Genomic DNA, 17,810 nt, shown 5'->3' on the forward strand with positions numbered 1-17,810 from the left:
CTAGCGGCTAACTTTTCTACGTAGAAAAGTTAACGTATTGTCGGGACATGAGCCGGAGCAGCCGAGTGCAAAACGGAGCTAGAACAGTTGAAACTGATAAAATGCTGGAAGACCCGGAAAAACCAAAGGAAATCTGGACTGATTATGTTTGGGCTGACACTGAAGTAGAAGCTATGCAAAAATGTCAAATAAAAGCACAAGAAGCGACTGTGGAAGGGAAAGCACTCGTGAAGTTAATTGGTCAACCCAAGAAAGTAGGTAAAGGAAAACGTTACGAATGCCAATTTGAGGGAGAGATTTATGACACTTGAGCTTCCAGTCATTCCGAAACCTGGAGAAGTATTTTTAGCAGTAGAACTGACTGCTGTGCAAAATATGACTCTTGCACAAACCCTGAAGTTATTGGAAGATATGGGCTACAACCCGTCTTTGCGATATCGGCAATCCCCAGATGGTAGGGTTTGTGTTTATGCTCTGCTCAGACATGATTTTGTCAATCCAGAAATCTTGCAAAATTCTGATTATCTTGGAGAACAACTAGATGCCTTAGCTGAGGTAATTGAACCTGCCGATGCTATTACATCACCTCGTGGCATTAGTAGCGCCAAAATACCTGCTGTTCTGGTTAAGAATATTGCTAATCTTTGTTGACCAAGTTTCGTTAGGATATTGTAACCTGGGCAATAGCAACTCTTTATTGATGTGACACCAGGCGTAGGCGTAGCCCGCCCTTAGACATCGCTTTTTCACATCTATGACAACAACCCTTGACTTTCTCAGTCACCTTAACCCCAGTCAACGTCAAGCTGTCGAACATTACTGCGGCCCGTTGCTAGTTGTTGCTGGCGCAGGTTCCGGTAAAACACGAGCGCTGACTTATCGTATTGCAAATCTGATTCTGAAACACCGTGTTGATCCAGAACATATCCTGGCGGTTACTTTTACCAATAAAGCCGCGCGGGAGATGAAAGAACGGATTCAACGGCTGTTTGCCGAACAACTGGCGATGAAGCAACACGGACAGCGATTGGATTTATTGACAGAATACCAACAAACGCTACTGCGATCGCAAGTTTACAAAGATACTATCAAAGACTTATGGTGTGGCACTTTCCACAGCCTATTCTCTCGCATTCTCCGTTTTGATATTGAAAAATATGTAGACGAAAAAGGACGCAAGTGGAATCGCAATTTCTCTATCTTTGATGAATCAGATGTGATGACTCTGATCAAAGAAATCGTTAATAAACAACTAAACTTAGACGATAAGAAATTTGACGCTCGGTCTGTTCGCTACGCTATTAGTAACGCTAAAAACCAAGGTTTATCACCCCAAGAATTTGAGCAAGAACAACCCAACTATCGCGGACGGATAATTGCCCAAGTTTACAATTTATATCAAGATAAGTTAGCACAAAACAACGCTCTCGACTTTGACGATCTAATTCTTGTACCTACTAGATTATTTCAACAAAACGAGCAGGTATTAGGTTACTGGCATCGCAAATTCCGCCATATTCTCGTAGATGAATATCAGGATACTAACCGCACTCAGTATCAACTGATTAATTTATTAGTTACTAATGGCGAAACCAAAAAGAGCGAATGGGAATGGGAAAATCGCTCAGTTTTCGTTGTTGGTGATGCAGACCAATCAATTTACAGCTTTCGGATGGCAGATTTCACCATCTTGCTAGGATTTCAGGAAGACTTTGGCGATGGTTTGGTAGATGATGACACCCGAACGATGGTTAAGCTGGAAGAAAACTATCGTTCTTGTGAAAACATTCTGCAAGCGGCTAATGAACTGATTGAAAATAACACCCAGCGGATTGATAAAATCCTGAAAGCGACACGGGGCCCAGGTGAGCAGATTACTTGTCATAAAGCCGATGAAGAACTTGCAGAAGCGGCATTTGTGATTAATCAAATTCGTACTTTAGAAAATCAAAATCCAGAGTTAAACTGGGGTAGTTTTGCTATACTTTATCGCACAAACGCCCAATCTCGTCCTTTTGAACAATTGTTAGTAGAAAAACAAATTCCTTACACGATTGTAGGGGGAATTAAATTTTATGATCGCAAAGAAATTAAAGATGTCATTGCATATTTAAGAGCGATCGCCAACCCATCTGATACAGTCAGTTTATTACGAGTTATTAATACTCCTCGGCGGGGAATTGGTAAAGCAACTATTGATGCGTTAGAAAACGCCTCTAATGAATTAGGGGTGACTCTGTGGGAAATTCTCATCGACGAAACCTCAGTTAATACATTAGCTGGAAGGTCTGCAAAAGCGGTAAATAACTTTGCTAAAATGATTCAAAGTTGGCAAGAACAAATCGCAACAGTTTCCGTTCCTGAGCTTGTAAATATAGTGCTGGAAGACTCTGGTTATATCCAAGATTTGCAAAGCAAAGATACAGATGAAAATGAAGAACGGGTAAGAAATGTTCAGGAACTTTACAATGCTGCAATCGAATTTCAAGAAGAAGAAGAAAACGAAGATATTTCCTTACAAAACTTTCTTAGTGACAAAGCCGTAAATCCTGATGATAAATTAAAAGAAGGACAGACAGCCGTTTCTTTAATGACTTTGCACGCTTCCAAAGGTTTGGAATTTCCCGTAGTATTTTTAGTGGGATTAGAACAGGGGTTATTTCCCGGCTACCGTTCGCTAAGTGATCCCGCATCTTTGGAAGAAGAACGCCGCTTGTGTTATGTGGGGATTACTCGCGCCCAAGAGAGGTTATTTTTATCACACGCGCGGGAACGTCGTTTGTATGGTTCTCGTGAACCTGCGATGCGATCGCAATTTCTCGATGAATTACCAGAAGAATTAATATCTACAAAACGTGCGAGTCGTCAAAGTTATACCAAAACTGCTTCTACTCCCAATGGAAAACAAGACACAACCCAGAATTGGCAAGTAGGCGATAGAGTATTACATAAAACCTTTGGGCTTGGTGAAATCACTCATGTTTTCGGAACGGGTAGTAAAATGTCTGTAGCAATTAAATTTGCTAGCTTGGGACAAAAAATTGTTGATCCAAGAGTAGCGCAGTTACAACGAGTAGAGTAATACAGTTGCAGATCCCCGACTTCTTAAAGAAGTCGGGGATCTTAATTTTTCATATTTCAATTTCTTCAAAGTGTTCAACAATGGGAGATGGATCATAAAAATGATGTAGAAGTTTTTTCCACTCTTGAAACTCAGCAGAACTTCTAAATCCGACAGTATGAGATTCTAAAGTTTCCCATCTTACAAGTAATAAATATTTACCTTTGACTTCTATACATTTATGCAATTCATGTGATAAGTATCCGTCTATTGAGGAAATAATTTTAGAAGCTTTTTTGAAAGTAGCTTCAAAATCGGATTCTAAACCGGGTTTGACATGAAGAATAACTGCCTCAAGAATCATATAGTTTTACAGTGAGTATTAAGCTAATGTTATTTAGTATAATGTGATATATTTCACCGATTCAAAATCTCTTTGCGTCGAATAGATACACTTGCTTTTACTAATTCTGGTTCATCTTGTCCAATAATATCAGCAATTTCCTGAGATAATTGCCTAGCACCAACAAGATTACCCTCATCAATGAGTCTAAATAACTCATGTAAACGAGATTTAATTTCTTGTGGACGTGCTGGAACACCCATGAGGTCTTCTAAGATACGATTGCTATCTCTCCCAAAGGAACTTTCTGGTCTTTTAGCAACAACACCTTCGTCTGTTTTTTCTAGAATATAAATTCCTTCCGGCTTGACTTGGCTAATTACTTGAGGCGAATGGGTGGTGACAATAAATTGGCAATTGGGGAATGTTCTTGTCAACGCCGGAATAATTTCTCGTTGCCATTTCGGGTGTAGGTGGAGTTCAATTTCATCAATTAAAACAACACCCTCACCTTCGAGTGGTTCTGTTAAACCTGGGTTAGCGATCGCTAATCGTCTTCCTAAATCTCCCACCATAGCCAGCAAGCATTTTTCTCCATCAGATAGCTGATTAACTATAAGTTCCTCACCTTTTTTGATTACAGTCATTCTTAAAGGAGAACGACGAACCCGTAACTTTGAGAAACTAGGTATCAATGAAGATATAGCTTGTCTAACTGCTTCTAACTGTGAATCTTGGTAAGTACGATTGTCTCGTAGTAACTCACTCTCTAAATCTTCTCGGTTTCTAAACCATTGAAAGAAAACCGCAAAGTCATTTCTGCTGCCTGTAAGCGCTTTTTCATAAGCATCTATTTGCTTAAACTGAGTTTTATTTGGAATATCTAGACTAATATCAAGAACTGCACGATTGACGGGATAGTACACTGCTAGAGGTAAATTGTATTGAGGCTCATTTTGCCAATGACGCCAAATTGCATTAGCAGCAGACCTTATCATTTCATGCATTGAATCTTGAGATACTCCATTACGACTTCTAGATATTTCCCAATTATCTTCTCCTCCACCTAATAAAATCGTAATATTCAGTTTTGTTAATATGTCTTTATTAGAAATATCTAGTTCACTAAATGCTCTTACTTCATCTTTCAGAGAAACACCTCCAATCCACTCCATAAAACGCGAAAGTAAGAGGGAAAGAGCATCAAGAATACTGGACTTACCTACACCGTTAATACCAATAAGCACAATAGGTTCCGTTAGATCAAATTCCAGGGTCAAATCGCCGATTCCACGGAAGGATTGCATTTTCAAGCGCTTGACTTTCATAATAATTACGCTGATTTTAACTGAATAATACCTTTATCAAAAATGCGATTATCAGTAGCGATCGCACTTATTTCTATTCTATCTTTATACACCTCATAAGAGGCAAAACTTAAATCACTGGTAGAATACTCTGTCCACTCAGAACGCCCTACAGGACGATGGCCAGCACCCGCGCCACAAATTAAGTAAGTTGTACCATCAATAGCACGAGTACGTTCATAATTATGTTCGTGACCATTGATGTAAAGCTGAACGCCGTATTTTTTAAATAGAGGAGTGAAAGTTTTAATAAAATCTGGATTAGTCCCATACTCACCCGATGAATAAATCGGATGATGTCCAAACACTACTTTCCAAGGAGCATTACTAATACTTAATTCTTTTTCTAACCAACTTAGCTGGTTTTCCCAATCAGCATTACTGTTGGTATCTAAAGCAAAAAATTGTACAGTTCCCCGGCGAAATGTATAGTAACGTCCCTTCATATTAAAGCCGACATATTTAACTTGTGGATCGCCATTGGCAGTACGAATATCGTGATTACCTAAACAAGCTTGAAATTTTACACCCTGCTTCAGCAAACCTTGATAGGGACGCTCAAAAACTTCATTAATTTTCTCAATTTCGCCGTTATTGTAAATGTTGTCTCCAGCCAAAACGACTAAATCATAAGGATTTTGTTTGTGATATGCATTCATCGCTGTAGCTACGGCATACTGTCCCTTAGCCCCAGTCCCCGTATCGGCTACAGACACAAAACGTAATAACAAGTCTTTTTTGGCTGGGTTAGCGGCTATAGCTGTTGTTGAATCGCTAATATCAGCACTTTGATGATTTTGATGAGCTAACATCCAGCCTAAAAATCCTGCACCAATAGTGCTGAGGCTACTTAAAAATAAAAATTGACGGCGTTTCAGGTTCATAAGTCACCAAATTTAATAAATAGTCAGTTTAGCGGAAAACTTTGAGCAATGAAGTGATACATTAAGGCAAAAGAAGGCAGCACCAGTAATAATGTACGTTGTTTGTCTTTGATTCGCTGCTTTTGGTGAAAGTTCCATGTCACAAGACAATCAGTCAAAACCGACGGATGAGCAGATAACTCAACCTCCCCAAAAACCTTACCAGAGAGTTCAGCCATTTTGGAAGGCTAAAATTATCCAACTTCTCCAAGGGACAATTGGTGTTTTAGAAGTAACGGTGGAAAAACTGGAGACAGCACCCCCACCTGGTAGTGAGGAAAAACCTGGTTTTTTTCAGCAGCTTCAGTTGTGGTGGGGTGGACTGTTAAGGACAATCCGCTTGTTTTTACCATCAAATTTGTCAACAAAGTTATCAGATACAGTTTTGACGGGAATTGTTACTGGAATTGCTGTAATTCTCGTTTGGGCAACTACAACTGTCCTTACCGCTAAACCGACTGAAGTAGCAACAGTTCCACCAGTTGAAGAGATTCCTACACCGACACCAACGATAACTACTCCACCAGAGTCAGTCGCACCAGAACCACAGCCACCAGAGGAAATTACGCCGCCGCCAGAAGTACAAATTACGCCACCAACGCCTGAACTAGAACCAGAACCAATTCCTACGCCAACACCAACGCCTACACCCATCATAGAATTGACACCAGAACAAGCCTTGATTGCGGCTATTGAAAATCAGGTAGCCGAAATTAGCGATCGCATTGCCTCTGGTCTGATAAAGTCAATTCAAGCCAACTTTCGCACGAGTAATCTTACAGTCAAAATTAGTGATGATTGGTACACTCTCAAGGAATCTCAGCAAGACAAACTAGCTGCGGAGATATTACAACGCTCTCAAGAACTTGATTTTACCCATTTGGAAATTATCGACTCCCAAAATAGGCTAATAGCTCGAAATCCGGTTGTTGGTACTGAGATAGTAATTTTTAAACGGCAAACAGCAAGTTTAAATAATTCGTAATTCGTAATTCGTAATTCGTAATTTAGACGTTTAACTTGAAGTATTTATGTTAGACAACGTTTTGTTATTACTCAAAGCTTGTGAAAACTTAAACATTAGCTATGAAATCATTCATCCTGCGGAAAACTTAATCAAAATAAAACTCAATAATCACCATCATTATTTTTGTAATTATAGTACTCCGATCATAAATCAGGCAGTAGCACAAATCATTAAAGATAAGGAATACACTTACCATATTTTAAAGAAAAAAGTTAAGCTTCCTCGGACAGTAGGTTTTCTTTCCCCTTTTTGTGACCTCCAATATAAGATTTACTTAAAATTTCCCAGCTTTCAAGATATTATATTAGAAATCAAAGAGAACTTTGAAACACCTGTAATTGTTAAACGAAATTCTGGTTCAAGTGGACATAATGTATTTTTATGCCAGAATACAGATGAAGTTGAAACCGCTTTAAAAGAGATTTTTAATATCAATGATAAAAAGTATGATTACGTTGCGATCGCTCAAGAGTTTATTCATATAAAATCTGAGTATCGAGCCGTTTTTTTAAATAAAGAATTAGTTTTACTCTATGAAAAAGATATAACTGATGCAAAATTTATAGGTAATCTCAGTCCTCTCCACTGGGATGGTGCAAAGGCCAAACATATCAACGAACCACAAATATTATCAGAGATTGCTAATTTCGCCAGACCAATTTTTGAAGAATTAGATATTGATTATGGTGGTTTGGATATCGTCTTAGATAGAGATAATCAATATTGGTTGATTGAAATTAATTCTCATCCAAATTATAGTATTTTCACTAGAGACAATGGAGAGGAGCCTGTATTGAGAATTTTTGAAAAAATGCTCATTAGCCTAGCCTCAAAATAAAACAATACAGTTCAGAATGAGCAACAAAACACTTGTATTGACGGCGATTTATCGCGTCTCGGAAACTCAAAATTGTTGCCAGTAGCCCTTAACCCAAGCGTATTGATTTATAAAAAAAGGAGCCTAACTTAGGCTCCTTAATACAAAACTGGTAATAGAATTGTGACTACTTGATAGTTACCTTACCGCCAGCTTCTTCGATGCGCTTCTTAGCATCTTCAGCAGCATCCTTAGCAATACCTTCTTTAACTGCTTTGGGCGCAGCTTCAACCAAGTCTTTAGCTTCTTTCAGACCCAAACCGGTCAATTCCCGGACAATCTTCAGCACGGCAATCTTCTTATCAGCTGGGACTGATTCGAGAACCACTTCAAACTCGGTTTGCTCAACAACTTCCTCAGCAGGAGCAGCAGCAGCACCAGGGCCTGCGAACGCTACGCCAACAGGTGCAGCAGCACTCACACCAAAAGCTTCTTCAATTTGTTTGACTAACTCAGAAGCTTCCAACAAAGAAAGAGTTTTTAGTTGTTCTAAAATGTTATCGGTTGCAGCAGACATTGATATAACTCCTGTAAGTTTGATTATTTATTTGTCATGGGTCATTGGTCTTTAACTATAGACTTTTGACTTTTGACTGATGAACCACGAAGTCTATTCAGCAGCAGCTTCAGTACTGCTATCAGCTTCAGCAGTGCTTTCGGTGCTGCTATCTTCGACAACGGCGGTTTCGGTGCTACCACCACTTTGCTCTTGGTCGGACACAGCCTTCAAAGCACGGGCTAGTGAACCAGGAACTTCGTTGATACCCACAGCAATCTTGGTAGCCAAGGCGTTGATAGCCCCAGCAATTTGGGCGATGAGTTGTTCCTTAGATGGCAAGTCTCCGAGTATCTTGACATCAGGTTCTTTGAGTAGGCGACCTTCCAGTACACCACCGCGAAGTTCTGTCTTCTTGGTGACTTTTTGGAATTCTTGGTATGCCTTAATTGCCGATGAAAAATCGTCTTTTACCAGCAAAAACGCGGAAGCACCGTTGAGTAATTCTGACAAAGGTTGCCATTTTTCATCACCTTCAATGGCAATGCCCATCAGAGTGTTCTTTGTCACCTTACAAACGGTGCCACTAGGACGCAGCCGCCGCCGTAAGTCTGTGATTTCCGAAACTGTTAGCCCCTGATAATCAATTACCAGTGCCAGAGTTGACTCACTCAAAGTTTCTTTGAGGTCAGCTACTATTTCTTTTTTATTTTCTAGTGTTCTACCCATTCCAATCTCACCTCCTTAAAACAATCGGTGATTGCCCTACTTTTACGTTTTTTTCTCAACCTGAACCCAAACAACAAACCCCAGCTAATTTAGCCGGGGTTGAGTATTAAAACTCCCGATGCCATAGTTATCACACCTTTGTGGGTGGTAATTTTGACAATTAGAGTTTTAACCTCGGCAGGATATTTAAGCTATTAGCACCTGCTGTCTCCGGCTTTGCCTATTTAATTAGGTACTGGTGATTGGGTATTGGGTACTGGGTATTAGATAATGAAGATTAGGTATTATCCCCAGTCCCCAGTCCCTAATCCCTTTTACCCTGCTTCGCTCAGTTTCAAATCTCGTAGGGCGGTGACATCAATTTTAATTGATGGCCCCATTGTGGCTGACACATAAAATGTGCGCCAATAACGACCTTTAGCTCCTGAAGGACGGTTACGGTCAATCGTCTCCTGCAATGCCTTCAGGTTAACTAACAAATCTTCAGGCGAGAAAGTTGTCTTACCAAACATAACATGAACAATGCCAGTTCGGTCAGCCCGGAATTCTAATTTACCAGCTTTGAATTCTGCGATCGCACCTGCTAAATCAAATGTTACGGTTCCACCTTTGGGTGATGGCATCAAACCACGTGGCCCAAGCAACTTACCTAGTTTTGCCACTTGTGGCATTACATCGGGTGTGGCAATCAGCTTGTCAAAATCCATTCTACCTTTTTGGATTTCGTCAATCAGTTCTTCTGAACCTACTATATCAGCACCAGCGTTGCTCGCTTCATTTACTTTTTCGCCTCTGGCTATCACCGCCACCCGGACGATTTGTCCTGTACCTTTGGGCAGTGCTACTGTTGTCCGCAACTGTTGGTCTGTATACTTGGGGTCAATTCCCAACCGGATATGCGCTTCGGCCGCTTCGGTAAATTTAGCTGTTGCTGTCTCTTTGAGAAGGGCTAAAGCTTCTAGGGGATGATAGTCTTTCTCTTCTACTTTTGCTTGCAGTCCTTGCAAACGACGCGATATTTTTGGCATTTTTTCTCCTGGGGTAATTCCGAAGCCTCGCCTCTCCCCCGATAAAATTTTGGATTTTAGATTAGGAAGTTAGGAATGAGGAGTTACTAATTTAAAACTCATAACTCATAACTCATAACTCATAACTTTCTTAGTCTGTGACTGTTATGCCCATATTTTTAGCCGTTCCTGCCACAATCTTCATTGCCGCGTCGATGTCGTTGGCATTGAGGTCGGGGAGTTTCGTTTGGGCTATTTCTTGCAATTGTGCTTTGCTAATTGACCCAACCTTCTTTTTGTTGGGTTCATTTGAGCCTTTTTCAACTTTTGCCGCCTTCCGAATCAGCACTGATGCAGGTGGCGTTTTGAGTACAAACGTAAAACTCCGGTCTTCAAAAACCGAAATTTCTACAGGTATCACCATTCCAGCTTGGTCTGCTGTTTTGGCATTGTACTCTTTACAAAACATCATGATATTGACACCATGTTGACCCAAGGCGGGCCCGACTGGCGGTGCTGGGTTGGCTTTTCCAGCATTCAAGGCCAGTTTAATGACCGCCACTACTTTCTTCGCCATTTGTCTTTCTTCGCCATTTGTATTTAGCTCTGTTTCTCTACCTGATTAAATTCCAATTCTACTGGTGTATCCCTGCCGAAAATTGAGAGCAAGGCTTTAAGTTTACTCCGTTCTGGAGAAACTTCAATCACCTCACCTTCAAAATCTTTAAATGGGCCAGAAAGCACCATTATCTTATCACCAGTAGCCATGTCAATTTTGACAACAGCTTCTTGTTCGCTGGTTTGTTTGAATATACGTTCGACTTCTGAAGCACTCAATGGTATGGGGTTGACATGACCGCGACCCTTGCTGCTACCACGTTTTTGTTCTGAACCGACAAAGTTGATGACATGAGAGGTGTTTCGTACCACCTGCCAGGTATCATCATCCATCATCATTCGCACCAGCACATAGCCAGGAAAAACTTTTTCTTCTGTATGCTGGCGACTGCCGTCTTTGCGGATTTTCACCGCAGGCGTCTGCGGAATTTCTACCTGAACAATTTTGTCAGCGACATCAAAAGTTTGAATGCGTTGCTCTAAGTTAGTCTTTACACGCTTTTCACAGCCTGAGGCTACTTGCACTGCATACCAGCGTGCTTCTTTGGACGCTGCTTCTGCTGTTTCTGCTGTTTCCTCTGACTGCAACGTTGAGTTGCGTGGTTCATCTGTTGCAAAAGTCATCAGAACACCTGTTTTGCTGCCCAATGAAACAATCCATCGACCAAGTATATCAAAGATGCGGAGAGTGCCACCATTAATAACACAGCAGCGGATTCGCTCACTATCTGTTGCCGACTGGGCCAAACTACTTTTTCAAGTTCTTCTTTGGTTCCCTGTATGAAGTTGCCAAAGCTAAACCCATTTGGAGTTTCTGGCAATTCTGCTTCACTTTTTTTGGCCACGACCGTTTATCCTCTTGTTTCTTACTCTTTGTTCGTCCAGATTTGCAGTTTCGACTCTATTCCACTTAATTGAAAGTAAAACAACTGCAAATGCAATGAGTTAACCCGAAATTATTATCGCTAACTGCTAATATAGCAGCTGCGTAATTATTTCGGGCTTGGTTTTTTGCTCTTGAGCGCGCCCTGGAGGACTTGAACCCCCGACATCAGGTTTTGGAGACCTGCGTTCTACCAACTGAACTAAGAGCGCACAAGCTGTTTTTGATCCAGTGATTGCGCTGAACTAGATTTCAGTTTAACGCAATATGCGATTTCTATCATACCTCAATTTCGCTGGGAAAACAAGTCAGCGGCAGATGCCGCTTGAGGCTTGAGATTTCTCCCATAATGATTGAAGGACGAATCACAAAGGGCGGTCAAACCGTTGCTTGATCCGGGTTGCCTTACCTACGCGATCGCGGAGATAATACAGTTTAGCACGGCGGACCTTACCGCGACGTAATACTTTGATGCTGTCAATGCGGGGAGAATGCAGCAAAAATACTCGCTCAACGCCCACGCCTTGAAAAACCTTACGGACTGTAATAGTTTCGTTGATGCCACCATTGCGCTTGGCAATTACGACTCCCTCATAGGGTTGGACGCGGTATTTTTCGCCTTCCTTGATTTTCACTCCCACTTTTACAGTGTCGCCCACGTAAATGTCGGGCAGATTCGATTTTATCTGTTCCGCTTCAATGGAGCGGATAATCTCTTGAGCGTTCATAGTCTTTCTGTCTGCTTAAAAAAAACTCACGATCATCAATGATAAATCGATAATCCTATTTCAGTCTACTTGTTGGGATTGATAATTTTACTGATACAACGGTCTAAAGATCAAAGCTATATTGCAGAATGCTGTACCACAGGGGTAAAATTTATGAAATTTAGCGTTGTCATTAGTACCTATAATCGCTTGAATTTGCTGCAAAGAGCAATTGATTCGGCTCGTAACCAAACAATTGAGTGTGAGGTGGTTGTTGCCGACGACTGTTCATCTGATGACACCCAAACCTATCTACAAAGTTTAGGGGATAAGGTTGTTTACCATCGTAACGAAGTTAACCTTGGTCATGCAGCAACGGTAAATGCAGGAGTTGCCAAAGCTAGCGGCGACTGGATTAAGTTTTTAGATGATGATGATTATTTAGCGCCCAACTGCATAGAAGAGATGGCAAAGGCGATCGCACTTCGTCCCGATGCTGTAATCTGCTCTTGTGTGGCGGCTCAGGTGGATGGCAATGAAGTTGAACTCTCTCGCACCCCCCAAGTTGGTCCCGGTTTAGCTTTTTATATCCCACAAGCCGATATTCATTACGGTATGCTTTTAGAGCTTGTACCCTTTGGCACACCTGTACAAGTAGCTTGTCGGCGTGATGCTTTCCTACAAACTGGTGGTTGGGACTCCACACTCGATGCTAACTGTGATGACATCGATTCCTGGATTCGGATTGCTCAGTTTGGCGATGCGATTTTCTTCAACCAGTGTCTTGCTTACCGCACTATCTGGCCGGGTGCGTATAATCAAAAGTTTTCTTTATCTCGGCGGTTGACGACAAATATTTTGATGAAGGAGAAAATTTACGCTTTGGTAAATGAGCAACATCGCTCAAAGATTCCTGTCTTTCAGGATATAAAAAATTACCTGAAACTCCATTGGCTTTTAGTGGCGCTGAAGCAAAAAAATCTCAAGAGTTTTCTTTCAATCATAGATCCGTCTATACTTTCTCCTCAGTCTTGGAAATTTTTGCTAACTGCTGCCTCATCACGCCGTTCTCAGGGAAACAATTCTCAGGTTCGTAAACTTGTATTGATTGAGTCGTAATTTTTTAAGTAGCAGATTTCGTCTTCACAAATTTGGAGTTTTACCCCGATTTCTCGAGCCGTTACTGAATAAGTCTTTAAGCTAGGTAACTGGTTAGAAGCGCTCTTAATCAGTAGCCAGTGGTCAATTTTATGCACTACTGACTACTTTTGAGTTGTCACTGAAGACCTCAATAATTATGTTGATTTATACTCAGTTACTTATCTTTATTTTTTATACACATCTTAAAGATTATGCGAATCATACATATTTTGAACCACGTTCAAGAAATAGGTAACGGTATTGTGAATGTGGCTGTGGATTTGGCTTGTTTACAGGCAAAATCTGGTTATGAGGTAGCGATTATTTCTGCTGGTGGTGAATATGAGGCTTTACTAGAGATTTGTGGTGTCAAACACTACCACTTAGACCAAAGCAGGAAACCGCTAAGTATGATTAAAGCAGCTGTACGTTACCGAGCGATCGCAGCTGAATTTCAACCGGATATTGTTCATGCACACATGATGACAGGGGTCATACTAGCGCGTATTTTTAAAGGACACAAATATGCTTTAGTTTCCACAGTCCACAACGAATTTCAGCGTGCCAGTCTGCTGATGGGTTTAGCTGACAGGGTAATTGCTGTCAGTAAGGCTGTGGGAGATTCTATGATTAGGCGTGGTATCCCAGAATACAAGTTGCGGGTGGTATGTAATGGCACTTTAGGCAGTCCTCGCACCCGACCAATACAAGATTATCAACCTTTACTATTACAGCATCCAGCGATCGCCACTGTCGCCGGTATGTATCAACGTAAGGGAATTGCTGAGTTAATCGCGGCCTTTGAACAAATTGCCTCAGATTTTCCCCAAGCCCATCTTTATTTAGTTGGAAATGGCCCGGATAAACAACTATTTGAGGCTCAAGCACAAGCAACTTCTGTACAAGAACGCATTCATTTTGAAGGCTTCCAACCAGAACCGCAACGCTATCTGATATCTTGTGACATATTTGTGCTGGCTTCCCATCGCGACCCTTGCCCCCTGGTACTTTCGGAAGCTAGAGAAACTGGAATTGCGATCGTTGGTACTCAGGTAGACGGCATTCCTGAAGCTTTGGACAATGGGCAAGCAGGTCTTTTGGTGCCAGTAAAAGATAGTAATGCTTTGTCTGGGGTTTTAGTAAAATTACTGAGTAGTGCCGAGATGCTGCACGAATGGAAACATCGGGCAAATAAAAACCTAGAAAGGCTGAGTGTTGCCCGCGTTCATCAAGAAACAATGACAGTGTATCGTGAGTTAATTTCAGAATGAGGGCGTTGAACGTGATTGTCAGTTATGTTTTAATAAACCCCAGTCCGGTAACATTGGCATAGCGATCGCTTTAAAACTAAACCCGCATTTCTCACTCTTGAAAGAAGGGATTGAACTTGGCAGATTGAACTCTCCCAAAGCGCGAACCTCACGGTCGAAGTAATAAGTAATAAGTAATAAGTAAGATTCATTACTCATTACTCATTACTCATTACTCATTTAATTATTGAGATGTGGTGAGAAATCTGGGTAAAGCGATGCCGAAAGTAGCAAAAACTAGTACACCCAAAATACAGAAATGGTGGTGTAACTAGAGATTCTTGGTAGGTGCATTAATCACTCGTGCATCTACAACATCTTGCGATACGTTCGGGACAAACCAATTCACTTCGCCACTTTTCAATATTTTAGTACCAGCTTGATTGAATTCAATCACGCCAGTATCTGGATTTGTCTTCAAAACTAAGTTAGTTCCATTCGGAACCTTGATTACAAAGCCACCCGGTAATTCTGTTCCTTGTTCGTTTATTCCCAAAGTCTTGGCTGTAGCATCATTTGGTAGATAAACTCCCTTACAATTCCATCGATCTTTAGTTGTCTGGCCATTACCCAGAAAATACAATGCAGCCCCCTCAGAGTATTCATCATCCTCAATATTTGGTTCTGGGCCGTAGATGGCTAGAGTTTTTCCTGTTTGATTAGTACATTGACCCCAGTCGATTCCTGACTCAAAAGCATATTGTTGCAACTCTAACTCGTTAATTTTCTGGTCGATTTGCTCTGGTGTATAGCCCTCTAATTGAGTTTGTGTTTTTTCCGCCGTTTTCAAATTATTCAATTGTTGAATCAGTGTTATGTAATCAGGGTTTTTGCTATATTTCGGGCGATCGGCTAAGGAAGGTTTAGCAAATACTAAGCTTGCGAATAATACAACCACCATCAAAATGTATTTGAAGTTTTTCATGTTCTTGTCCCAACCTTTTACAAATTGCAGCCTATAGCTGGATATCTAAAGAGTATCGTCAATATTGTAACTAATGTTAAATATTGAATTTCTGTAAAAAATGCCTGCGATAATACTTCGGTTTTCCTGAGCATAAATTTTAATTTTTACCCTATCATTTCAAATGTATTTTGGAAGTATTACCTTCGGCTTATTTAATTTAATACACTTCTTTTTTAAGTAAGTTATCACGCCAAATTCTCTAAATATGTTTGTACTCAGATTGAATTTGAATAATCCAGATGTTCTATATGTATTACTTTTAGCAATCGGCTAAGTGTTTACCATGATTTTTAATTATGAAAATAAATTTGAAGTATTCCTATACGTTTAATTCCTTAACGCGATTTTCTCTTTGTGAATAAAAAGTAAGATGAGATTTTTACTAATACTTGATTCTAGGAAATACATCGGGTAGTATTAAATATATCTTTAGAAATACAACCAAAGATATATGCATTAAGTTAGAGATATATTGATATCTGTAAGTATAAGTCAGAGACTACTCAAGAAAGAAGAAAATTTACTTAAATACAACCCATAATTCCCTATATCTCCATCGAGATATGCGCCATTGGAAAGCTCAAAACTTGCTTAATGAAAAAAGAAAAGTTATTCCATTATGGTTTCAAACTAGATTGTCTTTCCTTCTCAGAAGTGCCGATGCAATTTTTTGCTGTAATTGCACCTACGACAATACCAGTATCTAGTATTGATTTAATCTTTACACTTTCAGGAATTTAAGGAGACTTTTGAATGAGAAGTTAGGATTTCAAGTTTCTTTTGGCTTCTGACTTTTGAATACCCAAGCATTAGGGTATGACACACGATTATAAACAGCTATATCTGTAGTCAGTAGAAAAAATATCGATTAAGTTTTAAATAATACAAAAAATATTTTGGCATCTTGATATACATGTAAAAAAAAGAGGAATTAAATTTGACTATTTTAGAATTTTCATTACTGATTTGGATTGGTTCATTTAGCGCTGGCTTGTTAGGGGCGCTAACTGGGCTAGGGGGTGGAGTAGTAATTGTTCCCTTATTAACTTCGGTATTTGGCGTTGATATTCGATACGCTGTCGGTGCTTCATTAGTATCTGTAATCGCTACTTCTTTGGGTGCAGCATCTACTTATATTAAAAAAGGCTATACTAATTTGCGATTGGGAATGTTTTTAGAAGTAGCAACAACCATTGGTGCGATCGCAGGAGCAATGATCGCTACTTTTGTTTCTGTAAAAGCCCTAACTATCGTGCTAGCGATCGTCCTGATTTATTCAGCATACCTTTCACAACGACCCAGAATAGAACACGCTGAAGATGAAGTAATAGATCCGATCGCAAATTATCTCAAACTGAATAGCAGTTATCCAACTCCAGAGGGAGTTATGTCTTACCAAGTTCATTCAGTACCAATGGGATTTGGTGTGATGTTAATAGCTGGGGTACTTTCTGGGTTACTTGGTATTGGTTCTGGGGGATTCAAGGTATTGGCGATGGATCAAATTATGCGTTTACCCTTCAAAGTTTCTACCACCACCAGCAACTTTATGATCGGCGTGACAGCAGCAGCATCAACTGGAGTTTATCTAGCACGAGGCTACATCGATCCGGGACTATCTATGCCGGTGATGTTGGGGGTATTACCTGGTGCTTTCTTAGGCGCACGAGTATTGACAGGCGCTAAAACGCAGATTTTAAGAATTATCTTCAGTGTTGTGCTGGTGGTAATGGCTTTGAAGATGGTCTACAACAGTTTAATCGGGGGGCTGTAAAATGTATAAATTTAATAATAGCTTTCGTTGGACATTACTAGCACAATCAAATAGTGAAGTGGTTACACTAACTTTACCGCCGGAAAATACAGACTCTAATATCGAAAAATTAAAAGAACAAAACACTAGCATAGTAGCACAATTGCCTAATGAAACTGAAATTGATGTTAACAATAACATCATCAAAACATTAAGTGAGCAGCAATTAGAATATTTGCTCAGTAACCTCATGAAATATGGAGTTTTGATAGCTAGTGCTGTGGTTTTGGTAGGGGGGATACTCTACTTGATTCATCACGGTGCTGAACCTGCGGAATATCGCTTTTTTCGGGGAGAACCATCAGAATTTCGCTCACCGATAGGTGTAGTAAAAGCAGTTTTATCAGGTAGCGATGCCTACGGCGGGCTACGCCTACGCGGCATTATTCAACTTGGACTGCTACTACTAATTGCGACTCCAATTTTGCGCGTTTTTATTTCCCTATTAACTTTTTTACTACAGCGAGAATTTATTTATGTGATTGTTACTTTACTAGTAATGGCTAGTCTAACTTATAGTCTTGTCGGAGCATATTATTAGT

The 17,810-nt window shown here is 40.3% G+C and carries 20 protein-coding genes, 1 tRNA gene and 1 other annotated feature; of the genes, 9 read left to right on the top strand and 12 right to left on the bottom strand.

Annotated elements, in window-relative coordinates; all coding sequences use genetic code 11:
* Nucleotides 1-47: 47 nt before the first annotated feature.
* The 3 genes from V7K76_RS02725 to pcrA all read left to right on the top strand — a co-directional run bounded on the left by V7K76_RS02725 (nucleotide 48) and on the right by pcrA (nucleotide 3,082).
* Nucleotides 48-311 (top strand): hypothetical protein, encoded by a 264-nt coding sequence (locus V7K76_RS02725; protein WP_334780608.1) that lies wholly within the window; start codon nucleotides 48-50, stop codon nucleotides 309-311.
* Entirely contained in the window at nucleotides 301-651 is a 351-nt protein-coding gene (locus tag V7K76_RS02730; RefSeq protein WP_334780607.1) for an acyl carrier protein, read from the top strand. Before V7K76_RS02725 ends, V7K76_RS02730 begins: the two co-directional genes overlap by 11 nt.
* A gap of 103 nt (nucleotides 652-754) precedes the next feature.
* Complete coding sequence (gene pcrA / locus V7K76_RS02735) at nucleotides 755-3,082, top strand: DNA helicase PcrA (RefSeq protein ID WP_334780606.1); 2,328 nt, start codon at nucleotides 755-757, stop codon at nucleotides 3,080-3,082.
* 49 nt (nucleotides 3,083-3,131) lie between these two features.
* On the opposite strand, the gene V7K76_RS02740 is transcribed toward pcrA, so the two are convergent.
* The 3 genes from V7K76_RS02740 to V7K76_RS02750 are packed head-to-tail and all read right to left on the bottom strand — an operon-like array spanning nucleotide 3,132 to nucleotide 5,655.
* Nucleotides 3,132-3,425 carry an antibiotic biosynthesis monooxygenase family protein gene (locus V7K76_RS02740; RefSeq protein ID WP_334780605.1) on the bottom strand — a complete coding sequence of 98 codons (294 nt, stop codon included), beginning with the start codon at nucleotides 3,423-3,425 and terminating at the stop codon, nucleotides 3,132-3,134.
* Between the two features lie 53 nt (nucleotides 3,426-3,478).
* The gene (locus tag V7K76_RS02745) at nucleotides 3,479-4,711 is read right to left on the bottom strand and encodes an AAA family ATPase (protein ID WP_442936203.1); all 1,233 of its coding nucleotides are present in this window, start codon (nucleotides 4,709-4,711) and stop codon (nucleotides 3,479-3,481) included.
* Nucleotides 4,712-4,737: 26 nt separating this feature from the next.
* Nucleotides 4,738-5,655, bottom strand: coding sequence for a metallophosphoesterase family protein (locus tag V7K76_RS02750; RefSeq protein WP_334951715.1), 918 nt, complete (start codon nucleotides 5,653-5,655; stop codon nucleotides 4,738-4,740).
* Nucleotides 5,656-5,791: 136 nt separating this feature from the next.
* Between V7K76_RS02750 and V7K76_RS02755 the strand changes: the two genes are divergently transcribed.
* On the top strand, nucleotides 5,792-6,679 hold the full coding sequence (locus tag V7K76_RS02755) for a hypothetical protein (protein ID WP_334780601.1): 888 nt from the start codon (nucleotides 5,792-5,794) through the stop codon (nucleotides 6,677-6,679).
* Between the two features lie 46 nt (nucleotides 6,680-6,725).
* Nucleotides 6,726-7,559, top strand: coding sequence for an ATP-grasp domain-containing protein (locus tag V7K76_RS02760; protein ID WP_334780600.1), 834 nt, complete (start codon nucleotides 6,726-6,728; stop codon nucleotides 7,557-7,559).
* Between the two features lie 166 nt (nucleotides 7,560-7,725).
* Here V7K76_RS02760 and rplL read toward each other — a convergent pair whose 3' ends face one another.
* From rplL to rplS, 8 genes are all read right to left on the bottom strand, one after another.
* Entirely contained in the window at nucleotides 7,726-8,115 is a 390-nt protein-coding gene (gene rplL / locus V7K76_RS02765) for a 50S ribosomal protein L7/L12 (RefSeq protein ID WP_334780599.1), read from the bottom strand.
* Nucleotides 8,116-8,208: 93 nt separating this feature from the next.
* Nucleotides 8,209-8,823, bottom strand: coding sequence for a 50S ribosomal protein L10 (gene rplJ / locus V7K76_RS02770; RefSeq protein WP_334780598.1), 615 nt, complete (start codon nucleotides 8,821-8,823; stop codon nucleotides 8,209-8,211).
* Nucleotides 8,824-8,886: 63 nt separating this feature from the next.
* Nucleotides 8,887-9,055, bottom strand: a sequence feature (ribosomal protein L10 leader region).
* Between the two features lie 82 nt (nucleotides 9,056-9,137).
* Nucleotides 9,138-9,851, bottom strand: coding sequence for a 50S ribosomal protein L1 (gene rplA / locus V7K76_RS02775; RefSeq protein ID WP_334780597.1), 714 nt, complete (start codon nucleotides 9,849-9,851; stop codon nucleotides 9,138-9,140).
* Nucleotides 9,852-9,981: 130 nt separating this feature from the next.
* Nucleotides 9,982-10,407, bottom strand: coding sequence for a 50S ribosomal protein L11 (gene rplK / locus V7K76_RS02780; RefSeq protein ID WP_094331821.1), 426 nt, complete (start codon nucleotides 10,405-10,407; stop codon nucleotides 9,982-9,984).
* A 23-nt stretch (nucleotides 10,408-10,430) separates the two neighbouring features.
* On the bottom strand, nucleotides 10,431-11,072 hold the full coding sequence (gene nusG, locus V7K76_RS02785) for a transcription termination/antitermination protein NusG (protein ID WP_179066188.1): 642 nt from the start codon (nucleotides 11,070-11,072) through the stop codon (nucleotides 10,431-10,433).
* Nucleotides 11,072-11,293: a preprotein translocase subunit SecE gene (gene secE, locus V7K76_RS02790; RefSeq protein ID WP_322678465.1), complete on the bottom strand. Its 222-nt coding sequence runs from the start codon at nucleotides 11,291-11,293 to the stop codon at nucleotides 11,072-11,074. Before secE ends, nusG begins: the two co-directional genes overlap by 1 nt.
* A 177-nt stretch (nucleotides 11,294-11,470) precedes the next feature.
* A tRNA-Trp gene (locus tag V7K76_RS02795) sits at nucleotides 11,471-11,543 on the bottom strand.
* Nucleotides 11,544-11,696: 153 nt separating this feature from the next.
* Entirely contained in the window at nucleotides 11,697-12,059 is a 363-nt protein-coding gene (gene rplS, locus V7K76_RS02800) for a 50S ribosomal protein L19 (protein WP_094348921.1), read from the bottom strand.
* Between the two features lie 153 nt (nucleotides 12,060-12,212).
* Between rplS and V7K76_RS02805 the strand changes: the two genes are divergently transcribed.
* Entirely contained in the window at nucleotides 12,213-13,157 is a 945-nt protein-coding gene (locus tag V7K76_RS02805; RefSeq protein ID WP_334780596.1) for a glycosyltransferase family 2 protein, read from the top strand.
* Nucleotides 13,158-13,390: 233 nt separating this feature from the next.
* The gene (locus tag V7K76_RS02810) at nucleotides 13,391-14,449 is read left to right on the top strand and encodes a glycosyltransferase family 4 protein (protein ID WP_334951711.1); all 1,059 of its coding nucleotides are present in this window, start codon (nucleotides 13,391-13,393) and stop codon (nucleotides 14,447-14,449) included.
* 310 nt (nucleotides 14,450-14,759) lie between these two features.
* Here V7K76_RS02810 and V7K76_RS02815 read toward each other — a convergent pair whose 3' ends face one another.
* Entirely contained in the window at nucleotides 14,760-15,413 is a 654-nt protein-coding gene (locus V7K76_RS02815; protein ID WP_334951707.1) for a hypothetical protein, read from the bottom strand.
* A 979-nt stretch (nucleotides 15,414-16,392) separates the two neighbouring features.
* Between V7K76_RS02815 and V7K76_RS02820 the strand changes: the two genes are divergently transcribed.
* Nucleotides 16,393-17,229: a sulfite exporter TauE/SafE family protein gene (locus tag V7K76_RS02820; RefSeq protein WP_334780593.1), complete on the top strand. Its 837-nt coding sequence runs from the start codon at nucleotides 16,393-16,395 to the stop codon at nucleotides 17,227-17,229.
* Between the two features lies 1 nt (nucleotide 17,230).
* Nucleotides 17,231-17,809 carry a DUF1634 domain-containing protein gene (locus tag V7K76_RS02825; RefSeq protein WP_334780592.1) on the top strand — a complete coding sequence of 193 codons (579 nt, stop codon included), beginning with the start codon at nucleotides 17,231-17,233 and terminating at the stop codon, nucleotides 17,807-17,809.
* The last annotated feature ends 1 nt before the right edge of the window (nucleotide 17,810 follow it).

Source organism: Nostoc sp., assembly GCF_036917975.1.
Taxonomy (GTDB): domain Bacteria; phylum Cyanobacteriota; class Cyanobacteriia; order Cyanobacteriales; family Nostocaceae; genus Nostoc.